Genomic DNA, 13,596 nt, shown 5'->3' with positions numbered 1-13,596 from the left:
GATAGAAAGAGAAAAGCTGCCAAATAATCAAAAGCACAAATCACTTGAAAGCCTCTGGCCCAACCGTTGTCCAGAAAGTTTATAATAATCTTTATTATGTGAACATACAAATCCGTGATGATCTGAAGTTCATATACTTCCATGTTGCCGTTCTTTCAGATGCAGGGAGCAGACCTTCCGGAAATGGTGGCCGTAGATGGCAAGCGTTACCGCCAGCGGCAGTGCCTGCCGACGGTTTACGGCCGTCCAGGCGAGCATTTTCCAGTACTGGAAACGTTCCCTGCCAATGACGCCAAGCATCACTGTCGAGCGCATGAAAGCCATGAACTGGCTCATCCTGAAACGGCTTTTCAGTTGTGGGGCCCGGTACGCCTCCAGCAGCGTGCGGATGCGCTGGTAGTAGTATTTCGGAGCATAGAGGTGCTTCATCATCTCCCTGTACCCCCTGCGCAGGATTTCGGGATCCATCATCGGCACGATGTTGGTGTTGCCGTCTGCATTGTCGCCGCTTGAATGGGGCAACAGGCGTCCCTCGTTTTTCAGTCGCTCATAAAGCTTCGTGCCAGGCAGGGCCTGTAAAATGCCAACCATCGCGGTGACGATGCCGCTCTTCTGGATGAACTCGATCTGTTTCTGGAAGATCGACGGTGTGTCGCTGTCGAAGCCCACGATAAAGCCTCCTTGCACCTCGAGGCCTGCATTCTGGATTTTGCGGATGTTGTCGAGCATGTCGCGCGAGGTGTTGTGCTGTTTGCCGCATGCTTGCAAAGCGGTGACTTCCGGCGTTTCGATGCCGATGAACACCCGGTTGAAACCCGCGTCTACCATCAGCTTCATCAGTTCGGCATCATCGGCCAGATTGATTGAGCACTCCGTGTAGAACTCGTTGGTTGCGCCTTTCGTTTTTCGCCATTCGATCAGCGCCGGAAGCAGCTCTTTTTTGAGGTAGGCGCGGTGGGCGATGAAGTTGTCGTCCACGAAAAAGACGCTATCCTGCCATCCGTGCCGTCGAAGTTCCTCCAGCTCGGCGATGATCTGTGAGCTGGTTTTGGTGCGGATTTTGTGGCCGAACAGGGCCGTGACGTTGCAGAAATCGCAGCGGTATGGGCAGCCGCGCGAAAACTGTATGGCCATTGAGGCGTACTGTTTCATGTCGAGCAGCTTCCACTCCGGTACCGGTGTGCAACCAAGCGCCGGGAATTCATCGGCGGTATAGTAGCGCTCCGGAACTCCGTTTTCGAGATCCGCGATGAAGCGTGGAAGGGTGATTTCAGCCTCGTTCAGCACGAAATAGTCAACCTCGGGAAATTCGGCATAACCGGTGGTGAAAAGCGGGCCTCCGGCGACCACCGGCAATCCGGCAGCCTTGCAGCGTGCGATTGCCTCGCGAGCGGAATCCTGCTGCACGGCCATCGCGCTGACGAATGCAAGGTCAGCCCAGGCAATATCCTCACTGCGGAGCTTGCGGACGTTGAGATCGACCAGCCGCCGCTGCCAGGCGGGCGGAAGCATTGAAGCCACGGTCAGGAGGCCGAGCGGCGGCAGCGATGCCTTTTTTCTGACGAACTTGAGGGCGTGCTTGAAACTCCAGAAGGTGTCCGGAAATTCCGGATAGAGCAGCAGAATGTTCATAGGCTTCTCTTTCCGATAGCGTTGCGGATTGGTCATTCGAGCCGGGGCAAAGCGTCCGGTGCCGGGCGTGAGAGCCACCGGTTCAACGTCAGGTCAAGTTCAGAAACAGGTTTGTCAAAAAGAAGAAAACTCTTGCGTTCAGCCTTTTTCAATACCGGTTGAGCGAGAACTTTTCACCGAGATAGAGCTTGCGGGCTTCGGTGTTTTCGGCGATCTCTTCAGGCGTGCCGTGCATGAAGATGCTGCCGTCGAAGAGCAGGTAGGCGTGATCGGTGATCGAGAGCGTTTCGTGCACGTTGTGGTCGGTGATGAGCACACCGATGTTACGCTTCACCAGGTCCTCGACGATCTGCTGGATGTCCTCGACGGCAATCGGATCGACGCCCGCGAACGGCTCGTCGAGCAGAATGAAGCGCGGGTCGAGCGCCAGTGCGCGGGCGATCTCCGTGCGTCGGCGCTCGCCTCCCGACAGCGCGTAACCCATGCTGTTGCGGATGTGGGCGATGTTCAGGTCTTCGAGCATCTGCTCGGTTTTTTCCTGCCGCTCGGCTTTGGAGAGCGTGGTGAATTCGAGCACGCCGAGAATATTCTGCTCAACGGTCAGCTTGCGGAATACCGAGGCCTCCTGCGGCAGGTAGCCGATGCCTTTGCGTGCGCGCTTGTACATTGGCAGCTTGGTGATCTCCTCCTGGTCGAGCAGCACCTGGCCCGCATCGGGCTTGACCAGCCCGACGATCATGTAAAACGTGGTGGTTTTGCCCGCGCCGTTGGGGCCGAGCAGGCCAACGATCTCGCCCTGTTTTACTTCGAGGGTCGAGCTTTTGACCACCTCGCGCTTGTTGTAAACTTTCTTGAGATTGGTACAGCTCAGTATCGAACCCATAACATTCAACTCAAAAATTGCCTGTCAGTGTCGGCGCGGCCAGTTGGCTTTGCCTGTTCATTCTTTTTTTAATAGAGAGAGCGATCCTTCTGCTGTCATGACGCTGAAACATCCCCGAACCCGTCGCCGCAAGCTCAGAGTCCGGGAAATTACCGGTCAGTGAACGTTCTCAGCCATGCGGCCATCATCGAGGATGCCGCCCCATTCGACCGCAGTGAACCCTTTTCTCCGGAAGCTGGTGAGCTTTGGCGCCTTGATTTTCTCGGGTTTTTCGGTTGGGGTGAAATTGAGCAGCACCCTGAGCTCGCTGTCCGGTTTCGGGTGTATCTTCAGGCCGAGACGCTTGTTCACGACATCAGGCTCAATCAGCCTGATGGTGTAATACGGGCTATCCGGAAGGTTCTTGAGCCAGTACTCTTTCAGGTCTTCAGCTTCCGCCCGGTTGAGCCCCATCTCATGCAGATGGCTGTCGAACCAGCCGGCGAGATCACCATACCGGACCGACCAGCCGCGGCGGGGCAATTCGATCTTTTTGTCGAGCGCGGCTTCGTAGAAGAGATAATGGTACTGGCCATCGATCATTCCGTCCTTCTGTACCGTAACGCGCCAGCGGTTATTGTAGTCGGGAATCGTCCGGATGACTTTGCCTTTCGGCGACAGGCGCACCTCGATCTTTGTGGTTCTGACGGGATAGAGATAGAGCGCCGGTTTTTTGACGATCTGGATGTGCGAAAAATCGTTGCTGAGCTGGCCGTCGTCGTCGAGGAAATAGCGTGCGCGTTTCTGTTCGGTCGGGTTTGCGTGGGAGTCGGACTCCTGGTGACCGAGATACACAATGTCCAGCTCTTCCGGTCGCCACATGTTTGAGGAAACGCTGAACTCTTTGATTTCGATGTTTTCACCAAGCAGCACCGGCCTGGTCTGCGTGAAACCCTTTGCTCCGGAAAGCAGGGCGGACAGTTCGAAAAATCCGGCGCTGCCCATACCGTGGTGCTCGATGATGACCGCGATGTCGGGTTTGTTGTCTTTGTTCAGGTCGCAGATCACAGAACGCACCAGTCTGGCCTCGATGAAATTGTCCGGATTGTCGCCAGCCTTGAAGACTCCGTTTTTCAGAGTGATGCTCCTTTTGGCCACCAGGAGTTCGTAAGTGCTGTTTTTTGCGGTCTGCTCCAGACTTGCCTGCTGGTCGGCAATTATTGCCAGAGGTTCATCCAGAAGTTCATGCCCGAAAGCGAACGATGGCCGCGTTGAAAGCATGGCCGCTGAAAGAAGCGCCAGAGAGAGCAAAATCTTTTTCATGTGCTTCCGCTTGTGTTACTGATGGTGATGCTTGCCTTGAAATGTAAGCACCGGAAACGCCAGTTTACAACGAAAAATGAACCCGGGCCGAAGAGGGTGCATCGATGTATCCTCTATTTTACGTGGCGCCCTTTCAAGTTGGGTGAAAAAACGGTAACCTGAAACTTGAGTTTGTAATCGTCCAAAATTTCAATTATCCGTCTCATGAGAAAGGTCATGTCATATCGGGGGATGCACCCGGAGATTCACGATTCTGTTTTTCTGGCAGAAGGCTCCTACGTCATCGGCGACGTCAAGATTGGCGCGCATTCGAGTATCTGGTTCAACGCGGTGGTTAGGGGTGATGTCTGCCCGATCACCATCGGCGAAAAAACCAGCGTGCAGGATAATGCGACGCTACACGTGACGCACGATACCGGCCCGCTGAAGATCGGCAGCAACGTCACGATCGGCCATGCGGCCACGCTGCACGCCTGCACGGTGGAGGATAACGTGCTGATTGGCATGAGCGCTACCCTGCTTGATCATTGCGTCGTCGAACCCTGGTCGATCGTGGCTGCCGGGTCACTGGTCAAGCAGGGCTTTCGGGTGCCTTCGGGAATGCTGGTCGCCGGAGTTCCGGCCAAGGTGATCCGTCCGATCACCGAGGAGGAGCGTGCCAATATCGCCGAGTCGCCGGAAAATTACGTGCGTTACGTGGCGCACTATCGTGAAGAGGGCTATGAGGGCCGGTAAAGCCCGTTACGTTTTGCCATGATCTTCTGTCATGATTTCACTACATTACACATCATTTTTTTCTACGAACCATCACCAGCTTTCTCATGGCGCAAAAAGAGGTAGTCATTATCGGCGGCGGCATCAGCGGACTCAGCATGGCATTTTACTGTTCGCAGGCCGGCATGAAAACCACACTGATCGAAAAAGAGAACGCCGTCGGCGGTTCGTTCTTTTCTCCCCAGTTTTCGAGCAACAGCGACAAGTTCTGGCTGGAGATGGGTGCGCACACCTGCTACAGCTCCTACCAGAACCTGCTCGGCATTGTCGAAGGCTGCGGTATCGCCGATACCATTATTCCTCGCGCAAAGGTACCCTTCACGCTGCTCAAGAACGGGAAGGTGTCGTCGATCATGTCGGGGCTCAATATTTTCGAGTTGCTCCGTTCCGCTCCGAACCTCTTTTTCCTCAAAAAGGAGAACATGTCGGTGCGCGCCTATTACTCCAAAATCGTTGGAGAGAACAACTACCGCAACACGGTGAGCCACTTCTTCAACGCCGTGCCGTCGCAGCCGACCGACGATTTTCCGGCCGACATGATGTTCAAGAGCCGCGAGAAACGGAAGGATGTGCTCAAGAACTATACTTTCAAGAATGGCCTGCAGAGCGTGGCCCTCACCATCGCTGCCCAGAAGGGGATCGAAGTGCACACCGGCTCGCCAGCGCAGTCGGTTTCGACCTCCGGCGGCAAGTATGTCGTCAAAACCGCTGACGGTCAGGAGTATGCCGGTGACGCACTCGTCATTGCGCTGCCCTCGGCTCCGGCAGCGAGGCTGGTGCACGACATCAATCCGGGACTTGCCGATCACTTTACCAAACTCAGGTACGCTGATGTTGACTCGGTTGGCGTGGTGATCCGCAAGAGCAACGTGTCGCTCAAGCCTGTGGCGGCGATCATTTCGCCGAACGACATCTTCTTCTCGATGGTGTCTCGCGACACCGTGCCCGACGACAATTTCCGCGGTTTTGCATTCCACTTTCGCCCGGGCCTTGACGACAACGCCAAATTCAAGCGAATCACCGAGGTGCTCGGCGTCAGCCTGTCGAAGATTGAGCACACGATCACCAAAAAGAATGTGGTGCCTTCATTGCGCGTTGGCCACAAGGATTGGGCCTCGAAGACCGACCAGATGCTCGGCAACGTGCGTAACCTCTATATGACTGGCAATTATTATGGCGGCATGGCCATCGAGGACTGCGTCAGCCGATCCCGCGAAGAGTTCGACCGCATGAAAATTTCGCGCTGAAGGCATCTCGCCCCACCCCTTTCCGAACGTCCCGAAGGCAGCCCCCTTCGGGACGTTTGCGTTTGCAGGCATTAGAGTTCATCACTACCTTTTTGCTATGAATCGGGCCGAACGCCAGGAACCAATCAACGGACGATGATGAACGCAGAGACTCTGATCGAATCGTGGATGATGCCGGTGGCCGCTACCGTGCTGGCGGTACTGCTGTATCTGTTTGGCAATGCTGTTCTGAAACGGATTCTTGAACGCATCAGGCAAACCGTAGCGGGAAGCGCTCCGGTACTTGTCCGGCTTCTCATGCCAATCCGGCTGCTTTTTGTTCTGATCGCCCTCGCCGGAATCGTGTACTATGTCCGGATGCCGGGTGAGATCAAGGAGCTTCTGACTCACATCCTCTCCATCAGCTCGATTGTCGGCGTTTCGTGGTTCGCGCTCAGGGGGTTTGCCGTCGTCGAAGGGGTGATCCAGCAGCGTTACCGCGATGCCGGAAAGGGCGATATCGAGGCGCGGCGCATCACCACCAACGTCAGCCTGCTCCGGAAGATCGTCAACGTGCTGGTCGTTATTTTGGCCATCGCCGGCGTGCTCATGACCTTCCAGACCGTGCGGCAGATCGGCCTGAGCATTCTCGCCTCGGCAGGGCTGGCGGGCATCGTGATCGGTTTCGCCGCCCAGCGCAGCCTTCAGACGCTCATTGCGGGCATCCAGATCGCCATCACGCAGCCGGTGCGCCTTGGCGACATCGTGGTGGTCGAAAATGAGAACGGGCGCGTCGAGGAGATCACGCTCACCTACGTCGTCGTACGCCTCTGGGACGAGCGGCGCATCATTGTGCCGATCACCTGGTTCATCGACAAACCGTTCCAGAACTGGACGCGCACCTCTCTGGAGCTGACCGGCGCGGTGACGCTCCGGGTTGGCTACCATGTTCCGGTCGCTGAGGTGCGCCGCGAGTTCGAGCGGATCATCGCCAAAAGCCCGCTCTGGGACAAACGCATCGCCCGGCTCGACGTCACCGATTCGGGCGACGCCACCATGGAACTCCGCGCCCTTGTCAGCGCCGCCAACGCCACTGACCTCTGGAACCTTCGCTGCCACGTCCGCGAAAAACTGATCGCCTTTATTTTCCCCCCACAAACCCTCGAAGGCGAGGAAGACGCCGTGGTGCTGCCGGTGGAGTGAGCCGGGGGGCACGTCGCTCGGTCAATCATAGCAGCGCTTTTTCCCATTATTTCCGTCACCTCCGGCAAAAAGTGTTATCTTGGGACGTTAATTTTTTTGTGTGGGCAGTCGTTGGCTTTCGGTTCTTTGGAGAGTTGATGGTCTTTCTGGCGGATGTCCCGATTTTAAATGATAGAAGGAGAACGAGTTATGGCACAGGCCAAAAAAGGCGACAAGGTTCTGGTTCACTACACCGGCACCTATGATGACGGCACGGTTTTCGACAGCTCCGTGGAGCGCGGGCCGCTGGAGGTTACCATCGGCACCGGCATGGTGATTCCCGGCTTCGACCGCGCGCTGCTCGACATGGAGCCGGGCCAGAAGAAGACGGTCAACATTCCCGTTGACGACGCGTATGGCCCGAGAGCCGAAGAGCTTATCGCCGAAGTTCCGCGTGAGCGGATTCCTGCCGAAATTCCGCTTGAAATCGGCCAGCAGTTGCAACTCAGCCTCGCCGACGGCGGCGAAGTGATCGTGATGATCGTCGATCTGACCGACACCACCGTCACGCTCGACGCCAACCACCCGATGGCTGGTCTCGACCTGAACTTCGAACTTGAACTGGTCGAAATCCTCTGATTTCATCCCGGGCGCCGTTCCGTTCCGCAAATTCCCCGGGCGGAACGGCGTTTTTGATGCCTTCGCTCCTGTGCTGCTGACGAGCGTCGTCAAACCGGCACTGATTGCCAACGGCGGATCGGTGCTGCATGTGAGTTCAATGGATCATAACAGCTCCGTGTTCGACCCCGGCAACATGCAGGGCGAGCGAAGCTGGTCGGGCTACGAGGCCTATGCACGGAGCAAGCTCTTCAACATCATGTTCACCCTCGACTTGTCGAGCGGCGACAATGCCGTTCGTTCCAATTCGCTCGATCCCGGCGTGATCACCACCAAGCTGCTGCACGCCGGATGGTCTCTCGCCGGTGACGAGGTTTCGGTCGGCGGCGACGATGTTTTCGAGACGGTGATAGAGATTGCAAGGCACGGCTATAACGGCGAGTACTTCGAGAACGCCCGGCCCGCAATCTGCTCATCAGTTGCCAGAGCCCCTGCTGCCCGGCAGGAGAATGAAATACCAAAGCAAAAGCCCCGATTTTTCGGGTCTTTTGTCATTGAGAACGTGGCTTAAAGATGCTCAGTGCACCGAGCATGAAATGCAGGGGTCGTAGGAGCGCACCAGCATTTCGCAGAGCTTTTCAACCTCTTTTTCGCCCATGCCTTGCGCCAGCGATTGCTCGGCGAGGGCGTGGAGGTCGTAGTGGATGTTGGCGTTGTTCTGCGTTGTGGGGATGATGCAGTCGCCTTTGACCACCTTGCCGCTCTCGTCGGTCTCCATGTAGTGGTAGAGCACGCCGCGCGGCGCTTCGACGGCTCCGGTGGCGGCTCCGGCTCGCGGCTTGTAGTCGGCCTTGATGTTGCGCAGGTCGTCGTCGAGCAGGCGGTCGATGAGCTCTTCGGCGTCGGCCACGAGGTGGTGACACTCGACGAGCTGGGCGATGTTGTTCATGAACGGGTTGTGACAGACCGGTTCGAGGCCGAACGCCGCCGCTGCCTCTTTGGCTCGCGGATGGAGCTGGGCGTAGTTGTTGTTGAACCGCGCCAGCGCTCCGGCGGCTGAGGACTCGCGGCTGAGCCTTGTGAACTTCGAGGTCGAAAAATCCACCGTGTACTCGTTGGTCATCGCCAGATAGTCGTTCTCGTCGCGCTTCACGCCGTCGGTCGAAACAAGGTTGCCGCCGATGTAGGGGTAGCTTTTGCCGTCGTGCAGTGAGATGAACTCGGTTTCACGCACGAACTCCGGCACGCGGAGCGTCATGAAAAAGTCGGTGGCCCGGTCGAGCATCGGCTTGCGGTCGGCGATCATCTGTTTGATCTCCGCCAAACGCTGCTTCGCGGGGGCTTTGCTGACGCCGCCGAGCACGAGGCTGACCGGATGCGTTGCGCGGCCCGTGGTGGCGATGCTCAGTTCGTTGCCCAGCTCCTTGAGCAAGAGGCCCGCCTCGACCACCTCCGGGTGCGATTGCATGAGCGGCACGACGCTCGGCGTGCCCATGAAGTCCGGCGCGGCGAGGAAGAAGAGGTGCAACGCGTGGCTTTGCAGCGTCTCGCCGTGCATGGCGAGCAGGCGGATGATTCGCGCCGTTTCGGGCGGCGTGATCTGCATGGCGCGTTCGAGCGAGCGGATGCTGGCCAGCGAGTGGCTGATCGAGCAGATGCCGCAGATGCGCGAGGTGAGGAACGGCACCCGCTCGGCGGAGAGTCCCTTCACCATCACCTCGAAAAAGCGCGGCGTTTCGACCACCGCCCATTTGGCGTCAACGAGCTTGCCGTCCCTGACTGAAATGCGAATATCGCCGTGGCCTTCGACCCTCGGCAGGTGGTGGATGTCTATGTTGAAGTCAACCTTCATGGCTCAGATACTCTGCGAAACCGTTGTAAAATGCGAGCTTTTCGTTCATTTCGTTCTCGCTCAGTCCGTGCTCTTTAACGAGCTGCACGAACGAGTCGTAGTTGATGCCGTCCGCCGGGCCTCGGCAGCCGAGGCAGACTGTCTTGCCGGTTGGGCAGACCGCGTTGCATCCGGCGCGTGAAATCGGGCCGAGGCACACCTCGCCGAGGTCGAACAGGCAGGTGTTGAGCCGCTGCTTGCACTCGACGCATACCGGGTACTTCGGCAGCGAGATGGGCGAGCGGGTGGCGATGCTCACCACGATGCGCTCGACCTCCTCCTTGTTCACCGGGCAGCCGGGAATCGAGTAATCGACCTGCACGAAGTCGCTGATCTTGTGCGACTCTTGCATGGTGTCGATCTCTTTATCGCCATAGACCGTGCGGATGCACTCCTCCTTGTCGAACTTGTTTTTCTGCGCGTTCATGCCGCCGAAGCAGGCGCAGGTTCCGTAGGCGACGAGCGTCTTGGCCTGGGCGCGGATCGCCTTCAGTCGCTCGACCTCATCCTGGCGCGTGATGCTTCCTTCGACCAGCGCGATGTCGTAATCGTCCAGCCGCTCCGAGGAGATTTCGCGGAAGTTCCTGATGTCGAGCAGGGCGAGGAACTCCGGCAGGGTCGATTCCTTGTTGGCGAGCTGGAGCTGGCACCCTTCGCAGCAGGTGAAGTCGAAGGAGCCGATCCTGATTTTCTCTCTATCGAATCCGAGGTGGTTCATGGTGGTCAATCCTTAAATCGCTTCCTTGAGATTCATGACGCTCCAGTAGTCGAATACCGGGCCGTCGAGGCAGGTGAAGGTCGAGCCGACCATGCAGCGGCAGCACTTGCCCATGCCGCAATTCATGTGGCGCTCCAGCGACACGAACATCCGGTTCATCGGAATGCCGAGTTTGTCGAGGTGCGTGCAGACGAATTTGAACATCACCGGCGGGCCGCAGACAATCGCCCAGGTGTTCTTCGGGTCGATCGTGATCTCGTCGAAGAGCAAGGTAATCATTCCCGTGCGTCCCGTCCACTGGTCATCCGGTTTTTCGACGATGGTGTGCAGGTCGATGTGGCTGACGGTCTTCCACTCCTCAAACTGGTAGGTGAAGAGCATCTGCGACGGCTCCTTTGCGCCGTACAGAAAGCTCACGTTGCGGTAGTGGTCGCGGTGGTCGTTGATCCAGAAGAGCGGCGCGCGCAACGGGGCGATGCCGAGGCCGCCCGCGATGAGCAGCACGTCGTGATCCTGCATTGCCTCCATCGGAAACGAGGTGCCGAACGGCCCGCGAACGGCGACAAACGCGCCTTGCTTTGCCTCGAACAGCGCCGAGGTGACGTGGCCCGCCTTGCGGATGCACAGCTCGATGAATTCGCGGTTGCTCGTGGCACTCGAAATCGAGATCGGCGCTTCGCCGTAGCCCGGCACTTCGAGCATCAGGAACTGGCCCGGCCTGAAGGTGAACAGCTCGCGCTCGCGCGGATCGACGATGCGGAGCTGAAAGAGCTTTTCGTGCTCCGATAGCGGCACGATGTTGGTGATGCGGCACTTGTAGCCGTGGTCGGTCACCATTACCTCCGACTTCTTGCCGAAATCGGGGCTCGTGCGGGCGAACGGCTCGCGGTTCAGGTCTTCGCCGGTGATGGTGAAACGCAGGTCACGCATGATTCTTTTTCCAGTCTGAGGTCGTTGATGACGTCCTTCGGATTGATGCCGGCCAGGCAGGCGCGTCCGCAGCGGTTGCAGCCAACGCAAATCTGCTGGTTGTCGTTGACCGCAAACCCCCGGTAGTGGTGGTAGTAACGGTACTTGAGCCGGTCGCCATTTTTCGGGCGGAAGTTGTGCCCGCCGGTTACTTCGGCGAAATCGATCAGGTTGCACGAATAGAGCCGCCTCTGTCGGCTGGAGCTTTCGAGATTCGTTTCGAAGTGTTCCTCGACGTTGTAGCAGTAGCAGGTCGGGCAGACCATCGCGCAGGAGCCGCAGTTCAGGCACTTGTCTCCCCACTTTTTCCAGATCGGCGAGTCGAACTCCAAGTCGAGGAACACCGGCAGGCCGGTCACCTCGACGTTGGTCTTGAAGCTCTGCTTGATCAGCTTGCGCCGTTCGATGAGCTTGCAGTCGTCCTCTTCGGTCGGCTCGGTGGTCTCGAACTCCTTGAGGAAGTTGAAGGCTTTCGAGGAGTTGATCGACAGGAAGTAGCTCTCGCCGATGTCCGAGGCGAAGAGGTTGAAGCCGTGGTCGGTCGTGTGCCGGTTCATCGAGCGGCAGAAGCAGTCCGGCAGCGGCAGGTGATCCATGCCGATGATGAAGGTATTCTTGCGCCGCGCCAGGTAGTAGGGCGACGGATACGGCCCTTTCAGCATCACCTCGTCGAGGATGTTGATGGCGTTGATGTCGCACGGACGCAGGCCGACGAGCACGATGGGCGGCGCGTCGTACTTCACCTCCTGATCCCAGTCGCCATCGCGGAAGCTGAACTTCGACAGCTCTTCGCGAAAGGGCATCAGGAAATGTTTGGCCGAGGAGGTGGTGACGGTGTAGTCGAAGGCGATCTCGCTTGCCGACGAGACCGGCATGAACTGGTAGATCGGCTCGCCGTTGCGGTCGGTATCAACCTGGCGCGGCCCATAAGAGGTGTTCGCCCTGACGAGGGCATCGACGAAATTGCGGAACTCGTCTTTGGAGATGACTTTGTAGATCATTCGCTGTCTCCCGTTTTGGCGTGGCCCGCTATCGACGCATCTGCGGTGAAGCTGGGGCCGTTTCTGTAAAAGTACACAAAAGGGGGAGACCGGAAACAGACGAGTTGTTAATTTTTTAACAAAACATACACTTTGTCGTTTTTGCGCACACGGTCGCACCGGACGGTGAAAATCTGGCCCTGTTCGATTCGGTTCGCGAGCTGGCCGTCGAGGTGCAACTCCGCGTCCGGCACGGTGACGAGGCCGGTCGCCGGGCCCTGAATCGAGAGCCTCACGCCGGAATCAACGCTGGGCGCGTGGACGAGGATTTCCGCCACGCCTGCTTTAGGGAAGTATTTGCGCACGACACCGACATAACTCTTGGTTTCGGTCGCCGCCGATCCGGAGTGTTTTGTCCACGCATCCGCCGGTTTGCCGAAGAAGAAGCCTTCGGAGAAGCCGCGGTTGTAAACCCGCACGAGATCGTTCTGAAGTCTGTCGGTCAGCGAGCGGTACGCCTCGTCGAAATCCTTGTCATTCCGGTGCGCCGCGATGAAGTCGATGGCCTTGCGGTAAGCGGCGGTGGTGGTGGCGACGTATTCGGGGCTGCGGTTGCGGCCTTCGATTTTGAACGCGCCGATGCCTGCGTCGAAGAGCTTGTCGAGGAACGGCAGTGCGCAGAGGTCTTTCGGACTCATCACATAGTTGGAACCGAGTTCCAGTTCGAAGCCCTCCTCGACGTCGGCGATCCGGTATGAACGGCGGCAGGGCTGCACGCACTCGCCGCGATTGGCCGAGCGCCCGAACAGTTCCTGTGAGAGGAAGCAGCGCCCGGAGATCGCCACGCACATCGCGCCGTGCACGAAGCTCTCGACTGTCACCGGCAGCTTTTCGGCGGCGATGCATTTTGTGATGGCCGCCGTCTGCTCCAGCGTCAGTTCGCGGGCCAGCACGATCATCCTCGCGCCGAGTGAGGCGTAAAAGCGGAGCGCATTGATGTTGCTCACCGAGGCCTGTGTCGAGAGGTGGATCGGCATCTCGTGGCGGCGGCACGCCTCGATGACCGCCAAGTCCCAGCAGATCACGGCGTCGAGCCCGGCGGCTTTTGCGGCGGCGGCGGTGCGGTCAACCTCGTCGAGCTCGGCGTCGTAGATCACCGAGTTCAGCGCGAGGTACGCCTTTGCGCCATGGCTGCGGCAGAGCCGCGCGATGCCGCCGAAGTCGCCTGGTGAAAAGCCTTTGCTCGCGGCGCGCATGTTGAATCCCTCGGCCCCGAAATAGACTGCGTCCGCTCCGGCATCGAGTGCGGCGCGCATCGAAGTCCAGTCGCCGGCGGGCGAGATCAGTTGAGGCTTGGCGGGCATGTCGGGGCGAAAAGCGAATTATTCGTTACTTTAGTGGTCAAAATATAACAACTCATT

13 protein-coding genes are annotated in these 13,596 nt (G+C 58.2%); 5 read left to right on the top strand and 8 right to left on the bottom strand.

Annotated elements, in window-relative coordinates; translation table 11 throughout:
- Window positions 1-129 precede the first annotated feature (129 nt).
- From AYT24_RS08605 to AYT24_RS08595, 3 genes are all read right to left on the bottom strand, one after another.
- A complete protein-coding gene (locus AYT24_RS08605) occupies window positions 130-1,632 on the bottom strand; it encodes a B12-binding domain-containing radical SAM protein (protein WP_010933561.1) in 1,503 nt (500 codons plus the stop codon).
- Window positions 1,633-1,780: 148 nt separating this feature from the next.
- Window positions 1,781-2,515 (bottom strand): LPS export ABC transporter ATP-binding protein, encoded by a 735-nt coding sequence (gene lptB / locus AYT24_RS08600; protein ID WP_164927114.1) that lies wholly within the window; start codon window positions 2,513-2,515, stop codon window positions 1,781-1,783.
- A 156-nt stretch (window positions 2,516-2,671) separates the two neighbouring features.
- Window positions 2,672-3,817 (bottom strand): hypothetical protein, encoded by a 1,146-nt coding sequence (locus AYT24_RS08595; RefSeq protein WP_010933558.1) that lies wholly within the window; start codon window positions 3,815-3,817, stop codon window positions 2,672-2,674.
- 204 nt (window positions 3,818-4,021) lie between these two features.
- On the opposite strand from AYT24_RS08595, the gene AYT24_RS08590 reads away from it, so the two are divergent.
- From AYT24_RS08590 to AYT24_RS08570, 5 genes are all read left to right on the top strand, one after another.
- Window positions 4,022-4,552, top strand: coding sequence for a gamma carbonic anhydrase family protein (locus tag AYT24_RS08590; protein WP_164927113.1), 531 nt, complete (start codon window positions 4,022-4,024; stop codon window positions 4,550-4,552).
- Window positions 4,553-4,638: 86 nt separating this feature from the next.
- On the top strand, window positions 4,639-5,838 hold the full coding sequence (locus AYT24_RS08585; RefSeq protein WP_010933556.1) for a protoporphyrinogen/coproporphyrinogen oxidase: 1,200 nt from the start codon (window positions 4,639-4,641) through the stop codon (window positions 5,836-5,838).
- Window positions 5,839-5,973: 135 nt separating this feature from the next.
- Window positions 5,974-7,020 (top strand): mechanosensitive ion channel family protein, encoded by a 1,047-nt coding sequence (locus tag AYT24_RS08580; protein WP_164927112.1) that lies wholly within the window; start codon window positions 5,974-5,976, stop codon window positions 7,018-7,020.
- Between the two features lie 189 nt (window positions 7,021-7,209).
- Entirely contained in the window at window positions 7,210-7,638 is a 429-nt protein-coding gene (locus tag AYT24_RS08575; protein ID WP_010933554.1) for an FKBP-type peptidyl-prolyl cis-trans isomerase, read from the top strand.
- A complete protein-coding gene (locus AYT24_RS08570; protein ID WP_226986804.1) occupies window positions 7,616-8,188 on the top strand; it encodes a hypothetical protein in 573 nt (190 codons plus the stop codon). Before AYT24_RS08575 ends, AYT24_RS08570 begins: the two co-directional genes overlap by 23 nt.
- A 6-nt stretch (window positions 8,189-8,194) precedes the next feature.
- On the opposite strand, the gene AYT24_RS08565 is transcribed toward AYT24_RS08570, so the two are convergent.
- From AYT24_RS08565 to AYT24_RS08545, 5 genes are all read right to left on the bottom strand, one after another.
- Window positions 8,195-9,469, bottom strand: coding sequence for a Ni/Fe hydrogenase subunit alpha (locus AYT24_RS08565; RefSeq protein WP_010933552.1), 1,275 nt, complete (start codon window positions 9,467-9,469; stop codon window positions 8,195-8,197).
- Window positions 9,459-10,226 (bottom strand): NADH ubiquinone oxidoreductase, encoded by a 768-nt coding sequence (locus AYT24_RS08560; protein WP_010933551.1) that lies wholly within the window; start codon window positions 10,224-10,226, stop codon window positions 9,459-9,461. The genes AYT24_RS08565 and AYT24_RS08560 overlap by 11 nt, the downstream gene beginning before the upstream one ends.
- Window positions 10,227-10,238: 12 nt before the next feature.
- On the bottom strand, window positions 10,239-11,063 hold the full coding sequence (locus tag AYT24_RS08555) for an FAD/NAD(P)-binding protein (protein ID WP_010933550.1): 825 nt from the start codon (window positions 11,061-11,063) through the stop codon (window positions 10,239-10,241).
- Window positions 11,064-11,116: 53 nt separating this feature from the next.
- Window positions 11,117-12,196, bottom strand: coding sequence for a 4Fe-4S dicluster domain-containing protein (locus tag AYT24_RS08550; protein WP_010933549.1), 1,080 nt, complete (start codon window positions 12,194-12,196; stop codon window positions 11,117-11,119).
- A 107-nt stretch (window positions 12,197-12,303) separates the two neighbouring features.
- Entirely contained in the window at window positions 12,304-13,539 is a 1,236-nt protein-coding gene (locus AYT24_RS08545; protein ID WP_010933548.1) for a peptidase U32 family protein, read from the bottom strand.
- Window positions 13,540-13,596: the final 57 nt, after the last annotated feature.

The organism is Chlorobaculum tepidum TLS (assembly GCF_000006985.1).
In the GTDB taxonomy this organism is placed as follows: Bacteria; Bacteroidota; Chlorobiia; order Chlorobiales; family Chlorobiaceae; genus Chlorobaculum; species Chlorobaculum tepidum.
Note: the sequence above shows the minus strand (reverse complement) of the source record. Positions and strands in the feature narration are given on the sequence as shown.

Bases quoted from the DNA above. Each gene is read 5' to 3' on its own strand.
- lptB (WP_164927114.1), bottom strand. From the start codon at position 2,515: ATGGGTTCGATACTGAGCTGTACCAATCTCAAGAAAGTTTACAACAAG.
- AYT24_RS08585 (WP_010933556.1), top strand. From the start codon at position 4,639: ATGGCGCAAAAAGAGGTAGTCATTATCGGCGGCGGCATCAGCGGACTC.
- AYT24_RS08565 (WP_010933552.1), bottom strand. From the start codon at position 9,469: ATGAAGGTTGACTTCAACATAGACATCCACCACCTGCCGAGGGTCGAA.
- AYT24_RS08555 (WP_010933550.1), bottom strand. From the start codon at position 11,063: ATGGTGACCGACCACGGCTACAAGTGCCGCATCACCAACATCGTGCCG.
- AYT24_RS08545 (WP_010933548.1), bottom strand. From the start codon at position 13,539: ATGCCCGCCAAGCCTCAACTGATCTCGCCCGCCGGCGACTGGACTTCG.
- AYT24_RS08590 (WP_164927113.1), top strand. From the start codon at position 4,022: ATGAGAAAGGTCATGTCATATCGGGGGATGCACCCGGAGATTCACGAT.
- AYT24_RS08560 (WP_010933551.1), bottom strand. From the start codon at position 10,226: ATGAACCACCTCGGATTCGATAGAGAGAAAATCAGGATCGGCTCCTTC.
- AYT24_RS08575 (WP_010933554.1), top strand. From the start codon at position 7,210: ATGGCACAGGCCAAAAAAGGCGACAAGGTTCTGGTTCACTACACCGGC.
- AYT24_RS08605 (WP_010933561.1), bottom strand. From the start codon at position 1,632: ATGAACATTCTGCTGCTCTATCCGGAATTTCCGGACACCTTCTGGAGT.
- AYT24_RS08550 (WP_010933549.1), bottom strand. From the start codon at position 12,196: ATGATCTACAAAGTCATCTCCAAAGACGAGTTCCGCAATTTCGTCGAT.
- AYT24_RS08580 (WP_164927112.1), top strand. From the start codon at position 5,974: ATGATGAACGCAGAGACTCTGATCGAATCGTGGATGATGCCGGTGGCC.
- AYT24_RS08595 (WP_010933558.1), bottom strand. From the start codon at position 3,817: ATGAAAAAGATTTTGCTCTCTCTGGCGCTTCTTTCAGCGGCCATGCTT.